The following is a 22344-nucleotide window of genomic DNA, read 5'->3' as shown; positions in this document are numbered from 1 at the left end:
GTGCGGACCGCCGGGCCCTAGCCCGGCGGTTTGCCGTTTAGAGGATGACGGATGCTGATCGAGGCAATGCGCCCCGGCGATATCGAGGCAATCGCACAGCTGCGCTTCGAGGCATTTTTCCAGGGAAGCGACAGGACGTTGGAGGAGGACGCCGCCGGGCTCCGAGGTCTTGTGGCCAAAGGCAGTCCGGAGACGGCGTTGGTCGCCCGCATCGACGACCTGCCGGTCGCCTCCGTCCTCCTGGTCCAGCGCGAGCTGGAGCCTGCGCATGACCTGTCGCCCTGGCTTGCCGGACTGGTTGTCGCCGATGGGCATCGTCGGAAAGGTGTCGGCACGGCGCTGGTCAGGGCACTGGAGAGGCGCGCTGCAGCCCAGGACGTCGGAACGCTCTATCTCTATACATGGGAGGCACGTGCGTTTTACGCCGCACTGGGCTGGAAGCCGGTGGAGACTTTCGAACAGGACGGCGAAACCACGATGCTTATGTCACGCGGACTTCACAATCTGCCCGCGACGTAACCCAACGCGAAAGCCAGGATCAGGCAAAGCGCCAGCACAAGCGCGCGACGGCCCGGGACGGCATGAATGCCCACGCCGATGGCGGCTGGCGCAGTCTCCGGGGCAAGGCCGGCGCGCGGCCTGTCGGACCTTCGTCTGCCGAAGCTCACATTCGGCGTAGCCGGTTCAGGCTCGGGCACCCGAGGTTTCGTCACGGCGACAGGCCGCATCTGCGGCATGGCATCGATCTTTTCCTTGATAAGCCGCCAATGATCCTGCGGCGTTTCGTCGGCCGCCGGCATGCGGTCGAAGAGATGCATGCGCTCGGCGATCTCAACCATGGCGTCGCGAAAGGCGGAGTCGATCTCCAGATCACGCTCGGCACGCTCGCGTTCCTCGTCGTTCATTAGGCCGAGCACGTAGCGCCCGGCCCTGTCCATGCGATCGCCCGTCTCGCCCATGGCCATATCCCCCTACCACCCGTCTCACCAATGCGGCGGCTTCGTCACCGGCACGTCGGGCGCTGTTTGCTCCTCCAGCACCAGGAACCGGTCCGTCAGCGCATCCAGCTTCTTGCGCAGATTCTCGATCGTCTTCCACTGTTCAGCGATCACGCCCGACAGTTCCTCGATCGTCTTCTCCTGCTCCGCCGCTCGTATCTCGAGTATCGTCAAGCGCTCGTCAGCGTTGCCCATGCGTCATCCTCTTGATTGGCCCCGCGACCCCTTTGCGATCCCCCGCCGAAATTCGCAAGTGGCGGTGGATTTGTCGAGCCGGCGGACGCGTGCGATTGGCAGGCGTCGGACGGCATGCTAGCTTTTGACCGGGTGATAAAAAGAAAAAATCAGGTGGGAACCGGCCGCATGGCTGAAGCTGCTATCGAGCTTATCGGGATCGACAAGAGCTTCGGCACCGTCAGGGCCAATCGCGACATCAATCTCGTGATAGAGCGCGGCACCATCCGCGGCATCGTCGGCGAGAACGGCGCCGGGAAGTCGACGCTGATGTCGATCCTGTACGGCTTCTACCAAGCCGACAGCGGCGAGATCAAAGTCGGCGGCAAGCCCGTCTCGATCAAAACCCCAAACGACGCCATCGCGCTCGGCATCGGCATGGTCCACCAGCATTTCATGCTGGTTCAAAACTTCACCGTCATCGAAAATATCATCCTCGGCGCCGAGGATGAAGCACTGCTGAAGCGGAGCATCGCCAATGCCCGCTCCGAGCTTGAGCGGCTGGAGCGCGAATACGGGCTAGAGGTCGACCCCGATGCCGTCATCGAGGAGCTACCCGTCGGCCTGCAGCAGCGCGTGGAGATCCTGAAGGCGCTTTATCGCGGCGCGGAAATCCTGATCCTCGACGAACCGACAGGCGTGCTGACACCGGCCGAGGCCGACCATCTCTTCCGTATCCTCAAGCAGTTGAAAGACCAGGGCAAGACGATCGTGCTGATCACGCACAAGCTGCGCGAGATCATGGCGATCACCGATACCGTCTCTGTCATGCGCCAAGGCACCGTTGTCGCGACCCGCGAGACGGCGAAGACCACGGTCGAAGAACTCGCCGAACTCATGGTCGGCCGCCGTGTTCTTTTGCGAGTCGAGAAGGGCGAAGCGAAACCCGGCGAGGTCAAGCTTGCCGTCGACAATCTGACCGTCAGGGATTCGCGCGGCGTCACCATGGTCGACGATGTGTCCTTCGACGTGCGCGGGGGCGAGATCGTCGGCATTGCCGGTGTCGCCGGCAACGGCCAGTCGGAACTTATCGAGGCTATCTCCGGCATCCGCAAGGCGGTGTCGGGTACGGTTCTGCTCGACGGCAAGCCGATCGAGGTCACCGGCCAGGCCGACCCCGGCGAATTGCGCGACCGCGGGCTCGCCCATGTGCCGGAGGACCGCCATTATGTCGGTCTCGTTCTTGCCTTCGAGGAAAATGAGAATTCCATTCTCGGCTACCACGACAAGACGGAGTATCTGAAGGGCCCGTTCCTCGACATAGACGCCATCCGCGCGGATGCGAAGCAGAAGATCGAGAAATTCGACATCAGGCCGGCCAACGACCGGCTGAAGACCGCCAATTTCTCGGGCGGCAACCAGCAGAAGATCGTGCTGGCGCGCGAGCTGGAGCAGAATCCCGGTGTGCTCGTCGTCGGCCAGCCGACACGCGGCGTCGACGTCGGCGCCATCGAGTTCATCCACAAGCAGCTCATCGCCATGCGCGACCGCGGCAAGGCGGTGCTGCTCGTTTCCGTCGAGCTCGACGAGATCCGCTCGCTCTCCGACCGCATCCTCGTCATGTTCGATGGCCGCATCGTCGGCGAGCGTGGCCCCGACGCGACCGAAGGCGAACTCGGCCTGCTCATGGCTGGCGTCGAACGGCAGGAGGCCGCGGAGTGAGCAATCCCTACGCAAAACTGCCTGCCTGGGCGGACTACGGCCTCATCCCGCTGATCAATCTGATCGTCGCCTTCATCGTCGCCGGGCTGGTCGTGCTCCTGGTCGGCGAGAACCCCTTCCGCGCCGCGGTCATCCTGGTCGAAGGCGCATTTGGCAGCGGCACCGGTCTAGCCTACACGCTCTATTACGCGACCAACTTCATCTTTACCGGTCTTGCGGTCGCCGTCGCTTTCCATGGCGGCCTGTTCAACATCGGCGGCGAAGGCCAAGCTTATATTGCGGGCCTTGGCGTCGGCGTGGTGTGCCTCGCGTTCGACCACGTGCTGCCCTGGTGGCTGACTTTCCCGATCGCCATCCTGGGCGCCGCCGCGGTCGGCGCGCTGTGGGCACTTATCCCGGCCTATCTGCAGGCGAAGCGCGGTTCACACATCGTCATCACCACCATCATGTTCAATTTCATCGCCGCCTCGGCAATGGTCTACATGTTGGTCGACGTTCTCAAACCCCGCGGCTCGATGGCGCCGCAGACGCGCCAATTCGTTGAAGGCGCGCAGTTGCCGAAGCTGGGCTGGTTCCTCTCCGAATTCGGCCTCACGGTGCGGCCGTCCGCGCCGCTCAACCTGTCCTTCCTGCTTGCCCTCCTGATGGCTTTCTTCGTCTGGCTGCTCATCTGGCGCACCCGGCTCGGCTACGAAATCCGCACCATGGGCTTCAGCCCGAAGGCCGCGCGCTATGCCGGCATCTCGGAGACGCGCATTATCATCGTCACCATGCTGATCTCAGGCGCGCTCGCCGGGATGATGGCGCTGAACCCGATCATGGGCGACCAGCACAACGTCTCGCTCGACTTCGTCTCGGGCGCCGGCTTCGTCGGCATCGCCGTGGCCTTGATGGGCCGCTCGCATCCCGCAGGCATCGTACCGGCGGCCATCCTCTTCGGCATGCTTTATCAGGGCGGCGCCGAACTCGCCTTCGAGATGCCCAATATCAGCCGAGACATGATCGTCATCATCCAGGGCCTGGTCATCCTTTTCGCCGGTGCGCTGGAACACATGTTCAGGCCTTGGGTGCAGGCGGCCTTCGCGAGTCTCAGCCCCCGGACGGTCGGCGTGGCGCAGCCGAAAGGGGAGCGCGCCTGAGATGGAATTCGTCGACGCCCTCATCAACATTCTGAACTCGACCATCCGCGTCTCGGTGCCGCTGTTGCTTGCCTGTCTCGCCGGCCTTTATTCGGAGCGCGCCGGCGTCTTCGACATCGGCCTGGAGGGCAAGATGCTCGCCGGCGCTTTCGCCGCCGGGGCAGCTGCGGCCGTCTTTGGCTCCGCCTGGATCGGTCTCATCATGGCAGTGTTTGTCTCGGTGGGACTGGCGCTCGTCCACGGCTTTGCCTCGATCACCCATCGGGGCAACCAGATCGTGTCGGGCGTCGCCATCAATTTCATCGCCGCCGGCTCGACCATTATCCTAGGCCAGGCCTGGTTCCAGCAGGGCGGCCGCACCCCCTCCCTGCCGGCAGAAGACCGCTTCGGCGCCATCGTGCTTCCCTTCGCCGACGCGCTCCGCGACGTGCCAATCATAGGTCAACTCTATTCCGGCCTGCTCTCCGGCCACACCTTGCTCGCCTATCTCGCCTTTCTCGCCGTACCCTTCACCTGGTGGGTCCTCTTCCGCACCCGCTTCGGACTGAGACTGCGCGCCGTCGGTGAAAATCCGGCTGCGGTCGACACCGCCGGAATCTCCGTCTCCTGGCTGCGCTATCGCGCCGTCATCTGCACCGGCGTGCTGACCGGACTCGCCGGCTGCTACATGGCGCTGTCGCAGAACGCCGGCTTCGTCAAGGACATGACAGCGGGCCGCGGCTATATCGCGCTTGCGGCTTTGATCTTCGCCAAATGGAAGCCTGTGCCGGCCATGTTCGCCTGTCTGCTCTTCGGTTTCCTCGACGCGCTGTCGATCCGCCTGCAGGGGCGGCCTCTCGCAGTCTTTGAATGGCTGCCAGTCGTGGTGGCCGTCCTGGTTCTCGCCGGCCTGATGACCATTGCACGGTGGAAGCCCCTGAGGTCGATCATAGCCGCCGTTCTCGTCGGGATCGCTGCGGCCTGGTTGGTCAGCGTCTTCTATGGAGGTCTGACTGCGGCTTTCCAGAACTCGGTGCTCGGAGCGCCTATCCGCGTGCCGGTACAACTGATGCAAGCCCTGCCTTACATCCTTACCGTCATCCTGCTTGCCGGTTTCATCGGCAAGGCCATTCCGCCCCGCGCCGGCGGCGTGCCCTATGTGAAAGAGCGGTAGGCGGCCGTAATCGACGAAAGAACTGAACATGTCCCACGACCTCTTCCTCGCGGCGAAGACCGCCATGGCCAAGGCCTACGCGCCCTACTCGAAATTCCCCGTGGGCGCCGCGCTGCGCTGCGATGACGGCCGCGTCTTTTCCGGCGCCAACATCGAGGTTGCGTCCTATCCGGAAGGCTGGTGCGCCGAGACCACCGCACTTGGCCATTACATCATGGGTGGCGGCGGCAAGATCACCGAGATCGCGGTCATCGCCGAGCGCATGCCGAAGGTCACGCCCTGCGGCGGTTGCCGCCAGCGCCTCGCCGAATTCGCGCGACCCGACACCAAGCTGCATCTCTGCGACGAAAACGGCGTCGTCGAGACCGTCACCATGGGCGAGATGCTGCCCTACGGCTTTGCGGGCGACATACTGAAATGACCACTGCCACCGATATCCTCATCGACCGTCTCGGCAGTTTGAAACCCGACGTCGCCATCGTACTCGGCTCCGGTCTCGGGCCGCTCGCTGACGAAGTCGAAAATGCCATTCGCATCCCCTATTCCGACCTGCCTGGCTTCCCGAAAAGTGGCGTCAGCGGGCATGCCGGCGAGGTCGTCGCCGGCGATTTCGCCGGGCATCCGGTACTGCTGCTCGCAGGCCGTGCCCATTATTACGAGCACGGCGACGCTGCCGTCATGCGGCCGGCGCTCGAGGCGCTCGCAGGCATCGGCATCGAAAAGCTTCTCCTCACCAATGCCGCCGGTTCGCTGCAACAGGACATGCCGCCCGGCTCAGTGATGCTCATTACCGACCACATCAACTTCTCCGGCTCCAACCCGCTCTTCGGCGAACCGACTGACGGCCGCTTCGTCGGGCTCACCGAGGCCTACGACGCCGGCATCCGCTCGGCACTCGAACGCGCGGCCGAAGCGACAGGCACGCCGCTCCACAAGGGCGTCTACATGTGGTTCTCCGGCCCTTCATTCGAGACGCCGGCGGAAATCCGCATGGCGCGCGTCATGGGCGCCGACGCGGTCGGCATGTCGACCGTTCCCGAAGTGATCCTGGCGCGCTTCCTCGGCCTGCGTGTCGCCGCCTGTTCGGTCATCACCAATCTCGCGGCCGGCATGACTGGCAGCGAGCTTTCGCATCAGGAAACCAAAGACATGGCGCCGATCGGTGGTGCACGCCTGGCGACGATCCTGAAGCACGCGCTTCGCGAAGGACTTTGAACCGTGCTCCCACAGGAAATCATCCGACAGAAGCGGGACGGCAAGCCGCTGTCGTCGGACGAAATCGCCGCCTTCGTCGCGGGTATGACATCGGGCAAGGTATCGGAAGGCCAGGTCGCTGCGCTTGCCATGGCCGTCTTCTTCAACGGCATGAGCCGCGACGAAGCGGTGGCGCTGACAACAGCCATGCGCGATTCCGGCGATACGCTCGACTGGTCAGACCTGCCCGGACCGGTCACCGACAAGCATTCGACCGGCGGCGTCGGCGACAATGTCTCGTTGATGCTCGCGCCCATCGTCGCCGCCTGCGGCGCCTATGTGCCGATGATCTCGGGCCGTGGGCTTGGCCATACCGGCGGCACCCTCGACAAGATGGACGCCATCCCCGGCTATGTCAGCCAGCCGGACAACGCACTTTTCCGCAGGACGGTGCTCGCGGCAGGCTGTGCCATCATCGGCCAGACCGCGGCGCTCGCGCCCGCCGACAAGCGCTTCTATGCCATCCGTGACGTGACGGCGACAGTGGAATCCGTGCCACTCATCACTGCCTCGATCCTGTCGAAGAAGCTCGCTGCAGGCTTGCAGTCGCTGGTGCTCGACGTGAAGGTCGGCAATGGCGCATTCATGCAGAAAAGCCGTGACGCCACCGAGCTTGCGACGAGCCTGGTCGAGGTGGCCAACGGTGCGGGCACGCGCACTTCGGCGCTGATCACCGGAATGAACGAGCCGCTGGCGTCAGCCGCCGGCAACGCGGTTGAAGTCCTAAACGCGGTGGACTTCCTGTCCGGTCGCCGCCGCGACCGCCGCCTTGCTGAAGTCATCATGGCGCTCGCCGCCGAGATGCTCGTCGCGGCCGGCATCGCCGGCTCCAACAAGGAGGGCCTCTCGCGAGCGACCGAGGCGCTGGACAGTGGCCGCGCCGCCGAGGCCTTCGGCCTCATGGTCGCCACGCTCGGCGGACCGGCCGACTTCATGGAGCGGCCGCTCACCTATCTGCCCCGTGCGCCCATCGAGCATGCGGTCGAAGCAGACAAGAACGGCTACGCGACCGCGATCGAGACCCGGGACGTCGGGCTGGGAGTCGTGGCGCTGGGTGGAGGACGGACGAAACCTGACGACGTGATCGATCATGCCGTCGGCATCACCGGCCTGCTACCGGTCGGAGCAGAGGTGGTCAGGGGAGAGCCCCTCGCCATCATCCATGCCCGTTCACGGACATCAGCGGAGAAGGCCGAGCGGGAAATCCGCGCAGCCTACACGATCGGCCCCACGCGCCCGACGCGACAGAAAGCGATCATCCGGCGAATAGCACCAGGCAGCTGAGCAATTTCCAGATTGCCGTCTGCACCTGCGGCAACACCGTTACTGCACAAGCAGCAGCGCACCGTTTTCCACCTGGTACTTCGCCAGCCGTTTTAGGAAGCTGACGCCGATCAGCGTACCCTCGAGCGCGTCGTCATCGAGCACCACGGCCTCGACATTCTCGACGGCGATCCGGCCGATCTGCAGCCGATCGATGATCGCGCCGGCTGCTCGCGTCTCGCCGTTCGCGGTCTTGACCGTATATTTGAAATCGGCAGGCATTATCTTGATACCCACCCGGCGAGCGGTCGAACGGTTCATCGCGACCAGCGTCGCGCCGGTATCCACCAAGGCGTCGACGCCGCGTCCGTTCAGCCGGAACTCCGCATTGAAATGCCCGTTCGGATCCGCAGCGATACGCACCTTTCGCCCGAGCAGAATCTCGGTTTCGGGCTCAGAGGCTCTGATTTCGGCTTTGGCGACCATCTGCGGTGCAAGCCGAGGTTCATCCCCAGGCTTGAACAGACCGTGGAAAAGCTCCGGATTCCGTTCATAGAGCATCGGCACCGACGCGGAAGCGACAGCGCAGATGATCAGGATTGCAAGCTTGCGAAGCATCGCACGGCCCGGGTTGCGGTTGCTGGACCATAACCGGTCAAGATCATCGCAGGCTTAAGATCGCCAGCCTACCGGTCGGCAAGCATCGGATTTCGGCGACTGTGTTAACGGAGGGTAAACGCCTATTTCGTCCCGTACATGCGGTCGCCGGCGTCGCCGAGGCCCGGCACGATATACCCCTTCTCGTTCAGCCGCTCATCGATCGACGCGGTGAAGACCGGCACATCGGGATGTGCCTTGGTGAAGCGCTCGATGCCTTCAGGAGCGGCGAGCAGGCACAGATAGCGCATGTTGGTGGCGCCACGCTCCTTCAGCTTGTCGATTGCCGCGATCGCGGAATTCGCGGTCGCCAGCATCGGGTCGACGACGATCACCAGCCGGTCGCCGAGGTCGCTTGGCGCCTTGAAGAAATATTCGACGGCTTCCAGCGTCTCGTGATCCCTATAGAGGCCGATATGCGCAACGCGCGCCGCCGGCACCAGGTCGAGAAGCCCCTCGAGCAGGCCGTTGCCGGCCCTGAGCACCGAGGCGAAGACCAGTTTCTTGCCCTCCAGCGTCGGCGCCTGCATCGTCTGCATCGGCGTCTCGATCGTCTTGGTGGTCAGTTCCAGGTCGCGCGTCACTTCGTAGCCGAGAAGCAGCGAGATCTCGCGCAAAAGCCTCCGAAAACCTGCCGTCGAGGTCTCCTTGTCGCGCATGATCGTCAGCTTGTGCTGCACGAGCGGATGGTCGACGACGGTCACGCCTTTCATGGGTGCTCTCCGGAACGCTTGGAACTGCGTAACCTAGCCATTCTGCCCCGCCAAGGAAAAGGCCTACAGCCGCCAGATCACAGTTTTAAGCACCAGGCAATTACGGGACTGGAACGCTATCGGTCAGATTGCGTTCATCAGGGCTATGCAAGACAGGTAGCGGGCCCGTGTGGGGCACAATGGAGAAAAGATCATGAACATCGCCAGATTTGCGGCAATCGGGGCGGCCCTGCTTGCGGCCACACTCGCCGGCTGCTCCGAGACGACCAGTCCTCAGGAGCGCAGCGCCGGGACGGGCGCGCTTGTCGGCGCGGCGGGCGGAGCATTGGTCGGACAGGCCTTGGGGCGCGACACCAAGAGCACCCTGGTCGGCGCGGCCGGCGGCGCGCTGCTGGGTGCGGCGGTCGGCACTGCCGCAGCCCCGCGTCGAGGCGAAGAAATGTGCCGCTACCGGGACTATGACGGCAGGGTTTATGTAGCGCGCTGCGACGATCGCTATTACCGCGGTCGCTATTGAGCTGTGGGAATGCAACGGGTGGGGCCGGAATCAGGCCCTGCCCGTCGTCGCTCTCTTTTCGTCAAGCCTCGCGAGCAGCGCCTGCTTGGTCTTGCGGTCCACGAAGGCGGCCTCGATGGCTGTCCTGGTGACCTTCAGCAATTCCTTTTCACCCATCCCGAAATGTTCCGCGGCGATGTCGTATTCGCGCTTCAACGACGTCCAGAAATAGGGGGGATCGTCGGAGTTCAGCGTCACCTTACAGCCGGCCTCCTTCAGCGCCGGGAACGGATGGGCGGCAAAGCTCGGAAAGACGTTGAGCGCCACATTGGAACCCGGGCAGCATTCGAGCACGATGCCCTCGTCGGCGATGCGCTTGACCAACTCCGGATTCTCGATGGCGCGCACGCCGTGGCCGATGCGTGACGGCCTGATGTGGTCAAGGGCTGCCTCAACCGTTTCCCACCCGGTCAGTTCGCCGGCGTGTACGGTAATCCCGAGCCCTGCTTCGCGCGCGATCTCGAACGCGCGCACATAGTCCTCAAAGTCGCCGATGCGTTCGTCGCCCGCGACACCGAAGCCCGTCACCAGCGGGTGCCCGCATTTCGCCGCAAAGCGCGCCGCCTGTTCGATCGCCTCGACGCCGACATGCCGCACGCCGGTCACGATCATGCGCCCCTCGATGCCGGTCTTGGCCCTGGCGCGCAAAATCCCCTCTCCCAGCGCATCCGTATAGGCCTGCGGGGAAAGCCCAGCCTTGATGGCGTGGTCCGGCGACGTGAAGAACTCCGAATAGATAGCCCCGTCGCGGGCGAGACTGGTCAGGTAGTCTTCGGACAGCCGTGCATAGTCTTCCTCGGTGCGGAAGAGGTCTGAGGCGAAATCGTAGGCGGCGAGAAAGGAGCTGAAATCGTGCCAGACGAAAGAGCCGTCCTTGATGAACGGGGAAACGTCCTTGCCGTATTTCCGGGCCTGTCCGACCACGAGTTCTGGCGACGCCGCCCCTTCTATGTGACAGTGCAGTTCCGCTTTTAGTGGCATGCGAGATGTCCTGACGTCCGGTTGGCAAGCCCCGGCGCGGCCGATTGACTGTGAAATCACGCCGCGCCTGCGACCATAGCGCCGCCGCATACGATGGGCTATGGTCGCGCCGCCTTCCACTGGTACACGAAAATGTCAGAACAACGCTCCACGGTCGCCTCCGATATGGAAACCTCATACGGTTTCAGAAGCGTCGACGCGGGCGAGAAGCAGCCTTTGGTCAACGACGTCTTCCACAAGGTCGCCGGCCGCTACGACCTGATGAATGACCTGATGTCGGGAGGCCTCCACCGGCTGTGGAAAGACGCCATGGTCGCATGGCTCAATCCCCCCAAGCGCGACGGTTGGCGGATGCTTGACGTGGCTGGCGGCACAGGCGACATAGCATTTCGCATCATCGACGCCTCGCACGGCCATGCGCATGCGACCGTTCTCGACATCAACGGCTCGATGCTGGCGGTCGGCCGCGAGCGCGCCGAAAAAAAGGGTTATGTAGAGAAGGTCGATTTCGTCGAGGCGAATGCCGAGGAACTGCCCTTCGCCGACGAGACCTTCGACGCCTATACTATCGCTTTCGGCATCCGCAACGTGCCGCGCATCGAGGTCGCGCTCGCAGAAGCTTATCGCGTATTGAAGCCGGGCGGTCGCTTGCTTTGCCTTGAATTCTCCGAAGTGGATATGCCGCTGCTCGACCGCGCCTACGAGGCGTGGTCATTCAACGCCATTCCACGCATCGGCAAGTTCGTCGCCGGCGAAAGCGAACCCTATTCCTACCTCGTCGAATCGATCCGCAAATTCCCGAACCAGGAGAATTTCGCTGCTATGATCCGGCGCGCCGGTTTCGACCGGGTGACCTACCGCAACTATTCCGGTGGAATCGCAGCGCTCCATTCGGGCTGGAAGCTTTGACGGGCGCGTTCGCATGAGCGATCTCGCAGCGGCGTTCCGGCTCGCCAGGGCCGGCTGGATCATGGTGCGCGAGGGCGTGGTCGCGGCAATGCCGGGCGACCAGCTTTCCGGCCTGCCCAAGCTCGGCTGGCGTGTGGCGCGCCTCTTTACAAAGCGCAAGGCGCTACGCCGGGGCCGCAGCGACCGGCTTGCGGCGGCTATCGCGAGGCTCGGGCCATCCTACGTCAAGCTCGGCCAGTTCCTGGCTACCCGACCCGACGTCGTCGGCAATGACATCGCCCTCGACCTCGCCCTGCTGCAAGATCGGATGGAGACTTTCCCGATGGCCGAAGCCGTCGCGGCCATCGAAGGTTCGCTCGGCCTGCCGGTCCACAAGCTCTTCCTCAACTTCGGCGAGCCGGTCGCCGCCGCCTCTATCGCTCAGGTGCATGCAGCGGACGTCGAGCGCGACGGGGTCCCTGTCAAGGTAGCCGTCAAGGTGATCCGGCCAGGGGTTCGCCGCGCCTTCCTGCGCGATCTCGAATCCTATTTCCTGGCCGCCCGCCTGCAAGAACGTTACATCCCGGCCACGCGCCGGTTGCGCCCTGTCGAGGTGACCAAGACGCTCGCCCAGACCACCAAGGTCGAAATGGACTTGCGGCTCGAGGCCGCGGCGCTTTCCGAACTCGGCGAGAACACCAAGGACGATCCAGGCTTCCGCGTGCCGGCAGTCGACTGGGTCCGCACTGGCCGCGACGTGCTGACGATGGAATGGATCGAAGGCACCAAGCTGTCCAATGTGACAGCGCTCGCCGCGGCCGGCCATGACCTCAAGGCGCTTGCCGCGACGCTCGTCCAGTCCTTCCTGCGCCATACGCTGCGTGACGGCTTCTTCCACGCCGACATGCACCCGGGCAATCTTTTCGTGGAACCCGACAGCACAATAGTCGGCGTCGATTTCGGCATCACCGGACGGCTGGGCAAGAAGGAGCGCCGCTTCCTCGCCGAGATCCTCTACGGCTTCATCACGCGTGACTATCACCGCGTCGCCGAAGTGCATTTCGAAGCCGGCTACGTGCCGCGCACCCACAATGTCGACGCCTTCGCCCAGGCGATCCGCGCCATCGGCGAGCCTATCCATGGCCAGCCGGCCGAGACCATCTCGATGGCACGCCTGCTGACGCTCCTCTTCGAGGTGACCGACCTTTTCGACATGCAGACCCGGACCGAACTCGTGCTTCTGCAGAAGACGATGGTCGTGGTGGAGGGCGTGGCGCGCACGCTCGATCCGCATTTCAACATGTGGAAGACCTCCGAGCCTGTCGTCGGTGACTGGATCCGCCAGAATCTCGGTCCGCGCGGTATGCTGGACGACGCGCGCGACGGCATCCACGCGCTCGTTTCGCTCGCTCGGCAGGCGCCCGAACTCGCACATCGTACGGAACGCCTCTCCCGCGAGATCGACGCCATGGCAGAGAACGGTCTCCGCTTCGACGAGGAAACCGCGCGAGCGATCGGCAAGGCCGAGGCCCGCGCTACGCGCTGGGGCCGGGTCGCGCTCTGGGTTATCGCGCTGGCGCTGGTTTGGATCGCGTGGCAGCTTGTCTGACAGCACTGCAATTGATAGCATTGCTGTCAATGATAGCAATGCGGTGACTTTACATGCGAGCCGTTACGATCAGGAACCTCTCCGATGAGGCCAAGCTTGAATTGCGCAAGCAGGCGGCAGCGCGAGGAGTTTCGATGGAACAGCACCTGCGCGACCTCGTGCAGGCTGCGACCCAGATCGGAAGCGCGGAGAACTCATCCGCGCGTGCCAGGGTTTCCACGACATCCGACGGCTTGACGGTATCAACCGACGTTCAGATTGCCAGCACGACCGGCCGAGCACATGGTGGCTCCACTCTCTTCGGCAATCGCATCCTGCTCATCATCGGTGGCGGCATCGCGGCCTACAAGTCGCTCGACCTGATCCGCCGCCTTCGCGAGCGCGGCGCCGCCGTGCGCTGCGTTCTGACATCGGCCGCGCAGGAATTCATCACCCCGCTTTCGGTCGGCGCGCTCACCGCCGATCACGTCTTCACCGATCTCTTCGACCGCCAGGACGAGCAAGATGTCGGCCATATCCGCCTGTCGCGTGAAGCCGACCTCATCGTCGTCGCACCCGCCACCGCCGACCTGATGGCGAAGCTCGCCGGCGGCCATGCCGACGACCTCGCCTCCGCCGTGCTGCTCGCAACCGACAAGAAGGTGCTGCTGGCGCCCGCCATGAACCCGAAGATGTGGGCCCATCCCGCCACTCGCCGCAACCGCGTCCAGATCGAGAAGGACGGCGTGCTTTTCATCGGGCCGAACAGTGGCGAGATGGCCGAGAGCGGCGAGGCGGGCGCCGGCCGCATGGCCGAACCGCTGGAAATCGTAGCCGTCGTCGAGGCACTGCTCGACACTCGCCCTAAGCCGCTGGCCGGCAAGAAGATCATCGTGACGTCAGGTCCGACGCATGAGCCGATCGACCCGGTACGCTACATCGCCAACCGCTCGTCGGGCAAGCAGGGCCACGCCATCGCCGCCGCACTTGCCAAGCTTGGTGCAGATGTCCGCCTCGTCTCCGGTCCCGTGACGATCCCCGATCCGGCGGGCGTGAAAACCATCCATGTCGAGCGTGCCGAGGAGATGCGTGACGCGGTCGAAAAGCTTCTGCCCGCGGACGCTGCCATCTTCGTCGCTGCGGTCGCTGACTGGCGCACCGCCGGCGCCGCCGGCCAGAAGATCAAGAAAGTAGCCGGCAAGGGACCGCCTTCGCTAACGATGGTCGAGAACCCCGACATTCTGGCCGGTGTCGGTCATCACAAGAAGCGCCCCTATCTCGTCATCGGCTTCGCAGCCGAAACCCAGGACGTGTTGAAGAATGCCGAGGCGAAGCTCAAAAAGAAGGGCGCCGACTTCATCGTCGCCAATGACGTCAGCCCGTCGGGTACGAGTTCCGGAGGTGCCATGGGCGGCGACCGCAACCGGGTGAAGATCGTCTCGAGGAAAAGCGTCGAGGAATGGCCCGAAATGGACAAGGATGAGGTGGCGGTGCGCCTCGCCGACCTCATCGCCGAGCGGTTGAAGACAACCGCCGTCTGAGCCTCACCCGACCGGCTCCGGGCTGCTGTCGTATGTTGCGGCGCATTTTTTCCTTCGCACTTGCACAATTTTGTGCCAAACCGGCGCCAATTGCCTTGGTCCTGGGAGGAACATGGTTTGAGTGCGACCACGCACGCAAAAGGCTCGAATCCGCTGTCGATCCGGGCTCGCAAGGGTGGTATCCCCCTCGTCTGCCTGACCGCATATACGACACCGGTCGCGCGTCTCGTCGATCCCCATTGCGACCTCGTTCTTGTCGGTGACAGCGTCGGCATGGTTCTGCATGGGCTGCCGTCCACAGTCGGCGTGACGCTAGACATGATGATCCTGCACGGCCAAGCGGTGCGACGTGGTATCGAAAACGCGCTGCTCGTCGTCGACATGCCATTCGGCTCCTACGAGGAAAGTCCCGCCCAGGCGTTCCGCAACGCGTCCCGCATCATGGCCGAAACCGGCTGCGCGGCGGTCAAGCTCGAAGGCGGCGTCAGCATGGCCGAGACGATCAGCTTCCTGGTCGCGCGTGGTATTCCCGTCATGGCGCATGTCGGCCTCACCCCGCAGGGCGTCAACGCCTTCGGCGGCTATACTGTGCAAGGCCGAGGCGAGGACGCCGGCGGGGTAATCGCTGACGCCCGCGCCGTCGCCTACGCCGGCGCCTTCAGCGTCGTGCTCGAAAAAGTGCCTGAAACGCTCGCCCGCGCGATCACTGCAGAGATAGACATCCCAACCATCGGCATAGGCGCATCACCCGCTTGCGACGGCCAGATCCTCGTCGTCGACGACATGCTCGGTCTGTTCACCGATTTCCGGCCGAAATTCGTCAAGCGCTACGCCGAACTCGGACACGCAACAACCGAAGCCGTCGTCGCCTATGCCGAGGATGTGCGCCAGCGCCGATTCCCCGGGCCCGAACACGTCTTCGCCGAGAAGCTGCCGGGGAAGAAATCCTGATGGCCGTGCCGATCGTTCGTACTGTCTCGGACCTACGCAAGACGGTCGCCGGCTGGCGCACCGAGGGTTTCACAGTCGGCCTCGTGCCAACCATGGGCGCGCTACACGAGGGGCACCTCAGCCTCATTCGCGCCGGGCTGGCGCGAACCGACCGGGTAATCGTCACCCTCTTCGTCAATCCAAAACAATTCAACAATCCCGAAGACCTTGCCGCCTATCCGCGCACAGAGGGCAGCGACGCGACCAAGCTCGCCGTCGCTGGCGCCCATCTGCTCTACGCGCCGAATGCGGAGGAGATCTATCCGGAAGGGTTTTCGACGACCGTCTCTGTCGCTGGAGCCAGCGAAGGCATGGAAGGGAGCTTCCGTCCCGGCCATTTCGAGGGCGTGGCCACGGTCGTCGCGAAACTCTTCCTGCAGTCGGGCGCCGGTTTTGCCTTTTTCGGCGAGAAGGATTTCCAGCAGCTGCAGGTCGTGCGCCGCATGGCCCGCGATCTGGATATCCCTATCGAAGTGGTCGCCTGCCCGACCGTCCGCGAGGCGGACGGCCTCGCCATGTCCTCGCGCAATGTGTACCTGACACCGGCCGAGCGGGCACTGGCGCCGCGCCTCGCCGCTATTCTGTTCGGCGCCGCGGAAAAACTCGCCGCAGGCGCTGAGGCAGGGCCCTTGCTTGCCGCTTCGAAGGACGCGCTTGGTCGAGCCGGTTTCGGCAAGGTCGAATATATCGAACTGCGCTCAGAGGCGTCGCTCGCGTCGCTGACCAGGGCATCGGAGCCCGCAAGGCTGCTCGCCGCCGTCTGGCTCGGCGAGGTCCGGCTGATCGACAACGTCGCGGTCGCGGCGCAACCGGCGAACCTCGTCGCCAACCGTCCTGGCAGCTAGCGGACGCACGTCGCATCCCTGTGCGGCGGCCAAATGCGACATAGTGTTCATCATTTCGACCCTTTGCGCGCGGACACGCGCGTGCGAAGTCGGTGCTCCCGCAACATGAGTTTTGCAAGACATGAAGCTTTTCTACATGCCCGGCGCCTGCTCGCTCGCGCCGCACATCGTCGCCAAGGAAGCCGGCATCGACCTCGAGCTGGTCAAGGTCGACGGCAAGACCAAGACCACCGAAACGGCCCAGGATTTTCTTGCCACCAACCCGAACGGCTACGTGCCGGCGCTGGTTCTGCCGGACGGCGAATTGATGACCGAAGCCTCGGTGCTTGTGCAATATCTCGCCGACCAGAAGCCGGAGAGCGGCCTCATGCCGGCAGCCGGGGTCATGGAACGCTATCGCGTGCAGCAGTGGCTGGCCTTCGTCGCCACCGAACTGCACAAGGTTTTCGGATCTTTCTTCAAGCCCAACACGCCCGAGGCCACCAAAGAGATCAACCGCGAACTGCTCGGCAAGCGTCTCGCCTATGTCGACGGCAAGCTTGAGGGCCGCTCCTACCTGACGGGCGATGTCTTCACCGCCGCCGACGCCTATCTCTGGACCATCCTCGGCTGGGCCAGGCTGGTCGGCATCGACCTGTCGTCCTTCGCCAACATCCAGCGTTTTCTTGGGACTGTCGGCGCCCGCCCGGCCGTCCAGCAAGCCCTGCGCGCCGAGGGCCTTGCCTGATCAGGTGCTCGCCCCGGGCTCGCCCGGGGCGACGTCAGGCATTACCGGCACTCAGCGCTTCTGAGCCCTCAAAAGCGCCTCGCCGAGCCCGCCCAGCGACTTCGGTTCGAGCGCGGACTGACGGTTGTTGCCGCCCTTGCCGGCTCCGCCTGACCGGCCGTCGTTGCGCGGGCCGCGGTCGGCGCCGCTTGCCGGACTGCCGGTCGCACCAGCCCCCGCATCCTTGCGCATCGACAGGCCGATCCGCTTGCGGGCGACATCGACCTCGACGACCTTCACCCTGACGACCTGACCGACCTTCACCACTTCGTTGGGATCCTTCACGAAGCGGTCGGCGATCTGGGAGATGTGGACCAGTCCGTCCTGGTGGACGCCGACATCCACGAACGCGCCGAACGCGGCGACGTTTGTCACCGTGCCTTCCAGGCTCATGCCGGGCTTCAGGTCCTTGATGTCGTCGATGCCGTCGGCGAAGGTCGCCGTCTTGAAGCTCGGGCGCGGGTCGCGGCCGGGCTTCTCCAATTCCGCGAGAATGTCCTTCACTGTCGGCAGGCCGAAGCGCTCATCGACGAAGACCTGCGGGTTGAGCTTGCGCAGTGCCGTCCCGTCACCCATCAGCGAACGGATATCACGGCCGCAGGCTTCGACGATCTTCCTCGCGACCGGATAGGCTTCCGGGTGCACCGACGACGCATCGAGCGCCTCCTCGCCATCCCTGATGCGCAGGAAGCCCGCGCACTGCTCGAAGGTGCGCGCGCCAAGCCGCGGCACCGACAGGAGCTCGCTGCGGCTCCTGAATGGCCCCTGCGTGTCGCGGCGCAGCACTATCGCCTCGGCGACCGACTGGCCAAGGCCGGACACGCGCGCCAGCAGCGGCGCCGACGCAGTGTTGAGGTCGACGCCGACGCCGTTCACCGCATCCTCGACCACCGCGTCCAGCGCCTTTGCAAGGCGGTACTGGTCGACGTCGTGCTGGTACTGGCCAACGCCGATCGCCTTCGGCTCCACCTTTACGAGTTCGGCGAGCGGGTCCTGCAGGCGGCGTCCGATGGAGACGGCGCCACGCAGCGAGACGTCAAGGCCCGGGAACTCGGTGGCTGCCAGTTCGGAGGCCGAATAGACCGAAGCGCCGGCTTCCGACACGATCACCTTGGTGGGTTTGGGCGCCGGCATATCGGCCAGGAGGTCGCCCACCAGCTTCTCCGTCTCGCGGCTGGCCGTGCCATTGCCGATCGCGATCAGCTCTATTCTGTGCTTGACGATCAGGCGGGCGAGTTCGGCCTGCGCGCCGCGCACGTCGTTCTTCGGCTGGAACGGATAGATTGTCGCGGTTTCGAGCACCTTCCCGGTCGCATCCAGCGCGGCGACCTTGACGCCAGTCCGAATGCCAGGGTCGAGGCCGAGCGTTGGACGCGTGCCGGCTGGCGCCGCCAGCATCAGGTCCTTCAGGTTGCGCGCGAACACGCGGATGGCCTCTTCCTCGGCCCGCTCCCGCAAGTCGCGCGTCAGGTCGAGGGACATCTGCAGCGACAGCTTCACCCGCCATGTCCAGCCGACCACCTGCATCAGCCAGCTGTCCGCGGCGGACGAGCCGCCGATCGAGAACGCATGGGCGATCATCCGCTCCACCGGCTTGACCGGAGCTGGGTCGCCCGCGTCGACGGTGATCTCGACCGAGAGGACGTCCTCGTTCCGGCCGCGGAAAATGGCGAGTGCGCGGTGGCTGGGGACGGTGGACCACTTCTCCCTGTAGTCGAAATAATCGGAGAACTTGGCGCCGGCATCCGCCTTGCCGTCGATCAGCTTCGACACAACGACCGCATTGTCTTTCATGTAGGTGCGCAGCCTGCCGACGAGGTCTGCCTCCTCCGAGAAGCGCTCCGCCAGAATGTCGCGGGCACCGTCGAGCGCCGCCTTGACGTCTGCCACCTCGCCCGCGACGAACGCCTCCGCCACCTTCTGCGGATCGGTGCTGCGGTCATCGAAGATCAGGTCGGCGAGCGGCTGGAGGCCGCGCTCGCGCGCGATCTCCGCCTTGGTGCGACGCTTGGGCTTGTACGGCGCGTAGATGTCCTCGATTTCCGCCTTCGTGGCGGCGCCCGCCAGCTTGCCCGCCAGTTCGTCCGTCATCTTGCCCTGGCTGGTGATCTCCTGGAAGATCGCCGCCCGCCGCGCCTCGAAATCGCGCAGATAGGTCAGCCTGTCGGCAAGGTTGCGCAGCTGGGTGTCATCGAGCCCGCCGGTGACTTCCTTGCGGTAGCGGGCGACGAACGGGACCGTCGCGCCTTCGTCGAGGAGGCCAACTGCGGCGGCTACCTGACCGACGGCCGCGCCTATCTCCCCCGCGATGACGGCAAAGATCTTCTGCTCGGTAGCATTCATCGAACGGCCCCCTGATTTGTTCTGCGCGGCAGACATATGCGGATGGCGGACGAGGCTGCATCCACCATTGTCGTCTCTCCAAAGAAAAGTAAGCGCTGAAACTGGGGACGCGGCCAGCCGGCCGCGCCTCATCTTGCCGGCAACGCGGTCAGACGTCCAGGTTTGCCACGTTCAGCGCGTTTTCCTGGATGAACTCGCGCCTTGGCTCGACTTCGTCGCCCATCAGCCGCGAGAAAAGCGAGTCGGCGTCCATGCCTTCGGTCACCTTCACCTGCAGCAGCGAGCGCACGTTGGGATCGAGCGTCGTCTCCCAGAGCTGCTCGGCGTTCATCTCGCCCAGCCCCTTGTAGCGCTGCATGGTCAGGCCCTTCCGGCCGGCCGCGAAAACCGCATCGAGCAGCGCCAGCGGTCCGGAAATGACCTCCGAAGACTCCTTGCGCTTCAGCACCGGCGATTGAGCATAGACCTCGCCAAGCTTGCCCGCATAGCGATCAAGCGCACGCGCGTCGGCGGAATTGATCAGCCCAATGTCGAGCTGGGCGAATTCCTTCACGCCGCGCACCGTCCGTTCGAAAATATAGCCGCCCTGTCCTTCGTTGGAGGTCGACAGCCGCCCGGTCCAGCCGCGCTCGGTGTCCTCGGCGACGGCGTCGAGCCGCTTCGCCACCGCCTCCGCCATCTCGGTTGCAGCGCCGAGGTCTGCGAGCACCGCCGGGTTGAGCGCGCCAGCGATCGCCGCCTGTTCCACCACGGCGCGGCTGTAGCGTGTGTGCAGCCCGTTGATCAGCGAGCGCACGGCGAGCGCATCCTCGACCGCGGCGCGGAGATCCTGCCCGGTCCGCACTTCGCCGGTAGCCAGCGTCAACGACGCCTCGTCAAGTCCCGAGCCGATCAGGAACTCCTCGAAAGCCTGCTCGTCCTTGAGGTATTGCGAGCTCTTGCCGCGGCTCACCTTGTAGAGAGGCGGCTGCGCTATGTAGAGGTGGCCGCGCTCGATCAGCTCCGGCATCTGCCGGAAGAAGAAGGTCAGGAGCAACGTCCTGATGTGCGCGCCGTCCACGTCGGCGTCGGTCATGATGATGATCTTGTGGTAGCGCAGCTTGTCCGCGTTGAACTCGTCGCTGCCGATGCCCGTGCCCAGCGCGGTGATCATCGTGCCGATCATATCCGACGACAGCATGCGGTCGAAGCGCACGCGCTCAACGTTCAGGATCTTGCCGCGCAGCGGCAGGATCGCCTGGTTCTGCCGCGAGCGACCGCCCTTGGCAGAGCCGCCGGCCGAGTCACCCTCGACGATGAAGAGCTCCGACTTTGCCGGGTCGCGCTCCTGGCAGTCAGCAAGCTTGCCGGGCAGCGAGGTGACCCCGAGCGTCGTCTTGCGGGTGATGTCGCGCGCCTTGCGCGCCGCCTCGCGGGCGGCAGCTGCCTGAATCACCTTCTCGACAACGATCTTGCCCTCGGAAGGGTGTTCTTCCAGCCAGGTGCCCAGCGCCTCATTGACCAGGCTCTCGACCACCGGCCGTACTTCGGAGGACACTAGCTTGTCCTTGGTCTGCGAGGAGAATTTCGGATCGGGCACCTTGACCGACAGCACCGCGGTCAACCCTTCTCGACAGTCGTCTCCAGTGAGGGAAACCTTCTCCTTCTTGGTGAGCCCCGAGGACTCGCCATAGCCTGTGACCTGCCGTGTCAACGCACCGCGGAAGCCGGCCAGATGGGTTCCGCCGTCACGCTGAGAGATGTTGTTCGTGAAGCAGAGCACGTTCTCGTGATAGCTGTCGTTCCACCACATCGCGACCTCGACGGTGATGCCGTCGCGCTCCGCCCGAATGGCGATCGGCTGGGCGATCAGCGGCTTCTTGGCACGGTCGAGATATTTGACGAACTCGACCAGCCCGCCCTCGTAGAGCAGCTCCTGGGTCTTCACGTCGGAGTGGCGGGCATCAGTCAGGACGATCCGCACGCCAGAATTCAGGAACGCCATCTCGCGCAGCCGGTGCTCCAGCGTGCCATAGTCGAACTCGACCAGGGTGAACGTCTCGCTCGACGGCAAAAAGGTGATTTCGCTGCCCGAGCGGCCTTCATAGGTGCCGGGCTGCTTGTCCTGCACATAGCTGCCAGTGACCGCCAGCGGCGCATCGGCGTCGCCATGCGAGAAGCGCATCTCGTGTATCTTGCCGTCGCGACGGATCTTGAGCTTCAGCCAAGTGGACAGCGCGTTCACCACCGAGACGCCGACGCCATGCAGGCCGCCCGACACCTTGTAGGAATTCTGGTCGAACTTGCCGCCGGCATGCAGCTGCGTCATGATGACTTCCGCAGCGGAAACCCCTTCGGAAGGATGAATGGCAGTCGGAATCCCGCGCCCGTTGTCGATCACGGTGCAGGACCCGTCGGGATTGAGCGTCACCGTCACGAGGTCGGCATGCCCGGCGAGCGCCTCGTCGATCGCATTGTCGACGACCTCGTAGACCATGTGGTGCAGGCCGGAACCGTCGTCGGTGTCGCCGATATACATGCCCGGGCGCTTGCGGACGGCATCCAACCCCTTCAAAACCTTGATGGATTCGGCGCCATACTCGGCGCTTGCACCGGAGATAGTCTCGGTCTGGTCGCTCATGAAGTGCTTTCGTCTGACTGCTGCAAAAAAAGCGGCGATTTCCTGCCCCGAATCGCGCGCTTCGACATGCCTAGGATATAGGGCTTAAAGGTGGTTTTTCCAAGGTTTGCAGGCATTTGGCGGCGGGATAGCGCCACTTCCCGGTGGAACCGG

20 protein-coding genes and 1 pseudogene are annotated in these 22344 nt (G+C 64.4%); 14 read left to right on the top strand and 7 right to left on the bottom strand.

Annotated features, from left to right (window positions below; translation table 11 throughout):
* The first annotated feature begins 51 nt into the window (after positions 1-51).
* Positions 52-519 carry a GNAT family N-acetyltransferase gene (locus tag D8676_RS02620; RefSeq protein ID WP_121579261.1) on the top strand — a complete coding sequence of 156 codons (468 nt, stop codon included), beginning with the start codon at positions 52-54 and terminating at the stop codon, positions 517-519.
* On the opposite strand, the gene D8676_RS02615 is transcribed toward D8676_RS02620, so the two are convergent.
* Together D8676_RS02615 and D8676_RS02610 are read right to left on the bottom strand one after the other, a co-directional pair.
* Positions 498-959: a hypothetical protein gene (locus D8676_RS02615; protein ID WP_121579723.1), complete on the bottom strand. Its 462-nt coding sequence runs from the start codon at positions 957-959 to the stop codon at positions 498-500. The genes D8676_RS02620 and D8676_RS02615 overlap by 22 nt on opposite strands.
* 24 nt (positions 960-983) lie before the next feature.
* On the bottom strand, positions 984-1193 hold the full coding sequence (locus tag D8676_RS02610) for a SlyX family protein (RefSeq protein WP_121579260.1): 210 nt from the start codon (positions 1191-1193) through the stop codon (positions 984-986).
* 168 nt (positions 1194-1361) lie between these two features.
* On the opposite strand from D8676_RS02610, the gene D8676_RS02605 reads away from it, so the two are divergent.
* The 6 genes and pseudogenes from D8676_RS02605 to deoA all read left to right on the top strand — a co-directional run bounded on the left by D8676_RS02605 (position 1362) and on the right by deoA (position 7724).
* The gene (locus tag D8676_RS02605; protein ID WP_121579259.1) at positions 1362-2894 is read left to right on the top strand and encodes an ABC transporter ATP-binding protein; all 1533 of its coding nucleotides are present in this window, start codon (positions 1362-1364) and stop codon (positions 2892-2894) included.
* The gene (locus tag D8676_RS02600) at positions 2891-4033 is read left to right on the top strand and encodes an ABC transporter permease (RefSeq protein WP_121579258.1); all 1143 of its coding nucleotides are present in this window, start codon (positions 2891-2893) and stop codon (positions 4031-4033) included. Before D8676_RS02605 ends, D8676_RS02600 begins: the two co-directional genes overlap by 4 nt.
* Position 4034: 1 nt before the next feature.
* Positions 4035-4928 (top strand): annotated as a pseudogene (locus tag D8676_RS02595) (ABC transporter permease); the annotation flags it as partial.
* Positions 4929-5214: 286 nt separating this feature from the next.
* A complete protein-coding gene (gene cdd, locus D8676_RS02590) occupies positions 5215-5607 on the top strand; it encodes a cytidine deaminase (protein WP_121579256.1) in 393 nt (130 codons plus the stop codon).
* Positions 5604-6401, top strand: a complete 798-nt coding sequence (locus D8676_RS02585) for a purine-nucleoside phosphorylase (protein WP_121579255.1) — start codon at positions 5604-5606, stop codon at positions 6399-6401. Before cdd ends, D8676_RS02585 begins: the two co-directional genes overlap by 4 nt.
* A gap of 3 nt (positions 6402-6404) precedes the next feature.
* Positions 6405-7724 carry a thymidine phosphorylase gene (deoA, locus tag D8676_RS02580; RefSeq protein WP_121579254.1) on the top strand — a complete coding sequence of 440 codons (1320 nt, stop codon included), beginning with the start codon at positions 6405-6407 and terminating at the stop codon, positions 7722-7724.
* A 39-nt stretch (positions 7725-7763) separates the two neighbouring features.
* Here deoA and D8676_RS02575 read toward each other — a convergent pair whose 3' ends face one another.
* Positions 7764-8321 carry a TIGR02281 family clan AA aspartic protease gene (locus D8676_RS02575; protein ID WP_121579253.1) on the bottom strand — a complete coding sequence of 186 codons (558 nt, stop codon included), beginning with the start codon at positions 8319-8321 and terminating at the stop codon, positions 7764-7766.
* Between the two features lie 122 nt (positions 8322-8443).
* Entirely contained in the window at positions 8444-9073 is a 630-nt protein-coding gene (gene upp / locus D8676_RS02570; protein WP_121579252.1) for a uracil phosphoribosyltransferase, read from the bottom strand.
* Between the two features lie 193 nt (positions 9074-9266).
* On the opposite strand from upp, the gene D8676_RS02565 reads away from it, so the two are divergent.
* A complete protein-coding gene (locus D8676_RS02565) occupies positions 9267-9590 on the top strand; it encodes a glycine zipper 2TM domain-containing protein (protein WP_121579251.1) in 324 nt (107 codons plus the stop codon).
* Between the two features lie 30 nt (positions 9591-9620).
* Here D8676_RS02565 and D8676_RS02560 read toward each other — a convergent pair whose 3' ends face one another.
* Positions 9621-10610, bottom strand: coding sequence for an adenosine deaminase (locus D8676_RS02560; protein WP_121579250.1), 990 nt, complete (start codon positions 10608-10610; stop codon positions 9621-9623).
* 132 nt (positions 10611-10742) lie between these two features.
* Between D8676_RS02560 and ubiE the strand changes: the two genes are divergently transcribed.
* The 6 genes from ubiE (at position 10743) to gstA (ending at position 17189) form a co-directional block, all read left to right on the top strand.
* Positions 10743-11519 carry a bifunctional demethylmenaquinone methyltransferase/2-methoxy-6-polyprenyl-1,4-benzoquinol methylase UbiE gene (gene ubiE / locus D8676_RS02555; protein ID WP_121579722.1) on the top strand — a complete coding sequence of 259 codons (777 nt, stop codon included), beginning with the start codon at positions 10743-10745 and terminating at the stop codon, positions 11517-11519.
* A gap of 13 nt (positions 11520-11532) precedes the next feature.
* Complete coding sequence (gene ubiB, locus D8676_RS02550) at positions 11533-13107, top strand: 2-polyprenylphenol 6-hydroxylase (protein ID WP_121579249.1); 1575 nt, start codon at positions 11533-11535, stop codon at positions 13105-13107.
* 53 nt (positions 13108-13160) lie between these two features.
* Positions 13161-14627 carry a bifunctional phosphopantothenoylcysteine decarboxylase/phosphopantothenate--cysteine ligase CoaBC gene (gene coaBC / locus D8676_RS02545; protein ID WP_210210689.1) on the top strand — a complete coding sequence of 489 codons (1467 nt, stop codon included), beginning with the start codon at positions 13161-13163 and terminating at the stop codon, positions 14625-14627.
* Between the two features lie 117 nt (positions 14628-14744).
* On the top strand, positions 14745-15578 hold the full coding sequence (gene panB / locus D8676_RS02540; RefSeq protein ID WP_121579247.1) for a 3-methyl-2-oxobutanoate hydroxymethyltransferase: 834 nt from the start codon (positions 14745-14747) through the stop codon (positions 15576-15578).
* Positions 15578-16462: a pantoate--beta-alanine ligase gene (gene panC / locus D8676_RS02535; RefSeq protein ID WP_121579246.1), complete on the top strand. Its 885-nt coding sequence runs from the start codon at positions 15578-15580 to the stop codon at positions 16460-16462. Before panB ends, panC begins: the two co-directional genes overlap by 1 nt.
* 121 nt (positions 16463-16583) lie before the next feature.
* A complete protein-coding gene (gene gstA, locus D8676_RS02530; protein ID WP_121579245.1) occupies positions 16584-17189 on the top strand; it encodes a glutathione transferase GstA in 606 nt (201 codons plus the stop codon).
* A gap of 51 nt (positions 17190-17240) precedes the next feature.
* Here gstA and D8676_RS02525 read toward each other — a convergent pair whose 3' ends face one another.
* Together D8676_RS02525 and gyrB are read right to left on the bottom strand one after the other, a co-directional pair.
* The gene (locus D8676_RS02525; protein WP_121579244.1) at positions 17241-19571 is read right to left on the bottom strand and encodes a Tex family protein; all 2331 of its coding nucleotides are present in this window, start codon (positions 19569-19571) and stop codon (positions 17241-17243) included.
* A 148-nt stretch (positions 19572-19719) separates the two neighbouring features.
* Entirely contained in the window at positions 19720-22191 is a 2472-nt protein-coding gene (gene gyrB / locus D8676_RS02520) for a DNA topoisomerase (ATP-hydrolyzing) subunit B (protein ID WP_121579243.1), read from the bottom strand.
* Positions 22192-22344: the final 153 nt, after the last annotated feature.

The sequence above is a fragment of the Mesorhizobium sp. YM1C-6-2 genome (assembly GCF_003666685.1).
In the GTDB taxonomy this organism is placed as follows: domain Bacteria; phylum Pseudomonadota; class Alphaproteobacteria; order Rhizobiales; family Rhizobiaceae; genus Mesorhizobium_K.
The sequence above is the reverse complement of the archived record's forward strand: the minus strand, read 5'-3'. Positions and strand labels throughout refer to the sequence as shown.

Coding starts and splice junctions, on each gene's coding strand:
- D8676_RS02620 (WP_121579261.1), top strand. CDS start 52: ATGCTGATCGAGGCAATGCGCCCCGGCGATATCGAGGCAATCGCACAG.
- gstA (WP_121579245.1), top strand. CDS start 16,584: ATGAAGCTTTTCTACATGCCCGGCGCCTGCTCGCTCGCGCCGCACATC.
- D8676_RS02615 (WP_121579723.1), bottom strand. CDS start 959: ATGGGCGAGACGGGCGATCGCATGGACAGGGCCGGGCGCTACGTGCTC.
- ubiB (WP_121579249.1), top strand. CDS start 11,533: ATGAGCGATCTCGCAGCGGCGTTCCGGCTCGCCAGGGCCGGCTGGATC.
- panC (WP_121579246.1), top strand. CDS start 15,578: ATGGCCGTGCCGATCGTTCGTACTGTCTCGGACCTACGCAAGACGGTC.
- gyrB (WP_121579243.1), bottom strand. CDS start 22,191: ATGAGCGACCAGACCGAGACTATCTCCGGTGCAAGCGCCGAGTATGGC.
- coaBC (WP_210210689.1), top strand. CDS start 13,161: ATGCGAGCCGTTACGATCAGGAACCTCTCCGATGAGGCCAAGCTTGAA.
- D8676_RS02525 (WP_121579244.1), bottom strand. CDS start 19,571: ATGAATGCTACCGAGCAGAAGATCTTTGCCGTCATCGCGGGGGAGATA.
- upp (WP_121579252.1), bottom strand. CDS start 9,073: ATGAAAGGCGTGACCGTCGTCGACCATCCGCTCGTGCAGCACAAGCTG.
- D8676_RS02605 (WP_121579259.1), top strand. CDS start 1,362: ATGGCTGAAGCTGCTATCGAGCTTATCGGGATCGACAAGAGCTTCGGC.
- D8676_RS02575 (WP_121579253.1), bottom strand. CDS start 8,321: ATGCTTCGCAAGCTTGCAATCCTGATCATCTGCGCTGTCGCTTCCGCG.
- ubiE (WP_121579722.1), top strand. CDS start 10,743: ATGTCAGAACAACGCTCCACGGTCGCCTCCGATATGGAAACCTCATAC.
- D8676_RS02565 (WP_121579251.1), top strand. CDS start 9,267: ATGAACATCGCCAGATTTGCGGCAATCGGGGCGGCCCTGCTTGCGGCC.
- D8676_RS02560 (WP_121579250.1), bottom strand. CDS start 10,610: ATGCCACTAAAAGCGGAACTGCACTGTCACATAGAAGGGGCGGCGTCG.
- cdd (WP_121579256.1), top strand. CDS start 5,215: ATGTCCCACGACCTCTTCCTCGCGGCGAAGACCGCCATGGCCAAGGCC.
- D8676_RS02585 (WP_121579255.1), top strand. CDS start 5,604: ATGACCACTGCCACCGATATCCTCATCGACCGTCTCGGCAGTTTGAAA.
- D8676_RS02610 (WP_121579260.1), bottom strand. CDS start 1,193: ATGGGCAACGCTGACGAGCGCTTGACGATACTCGAGATACGAGCGGCG.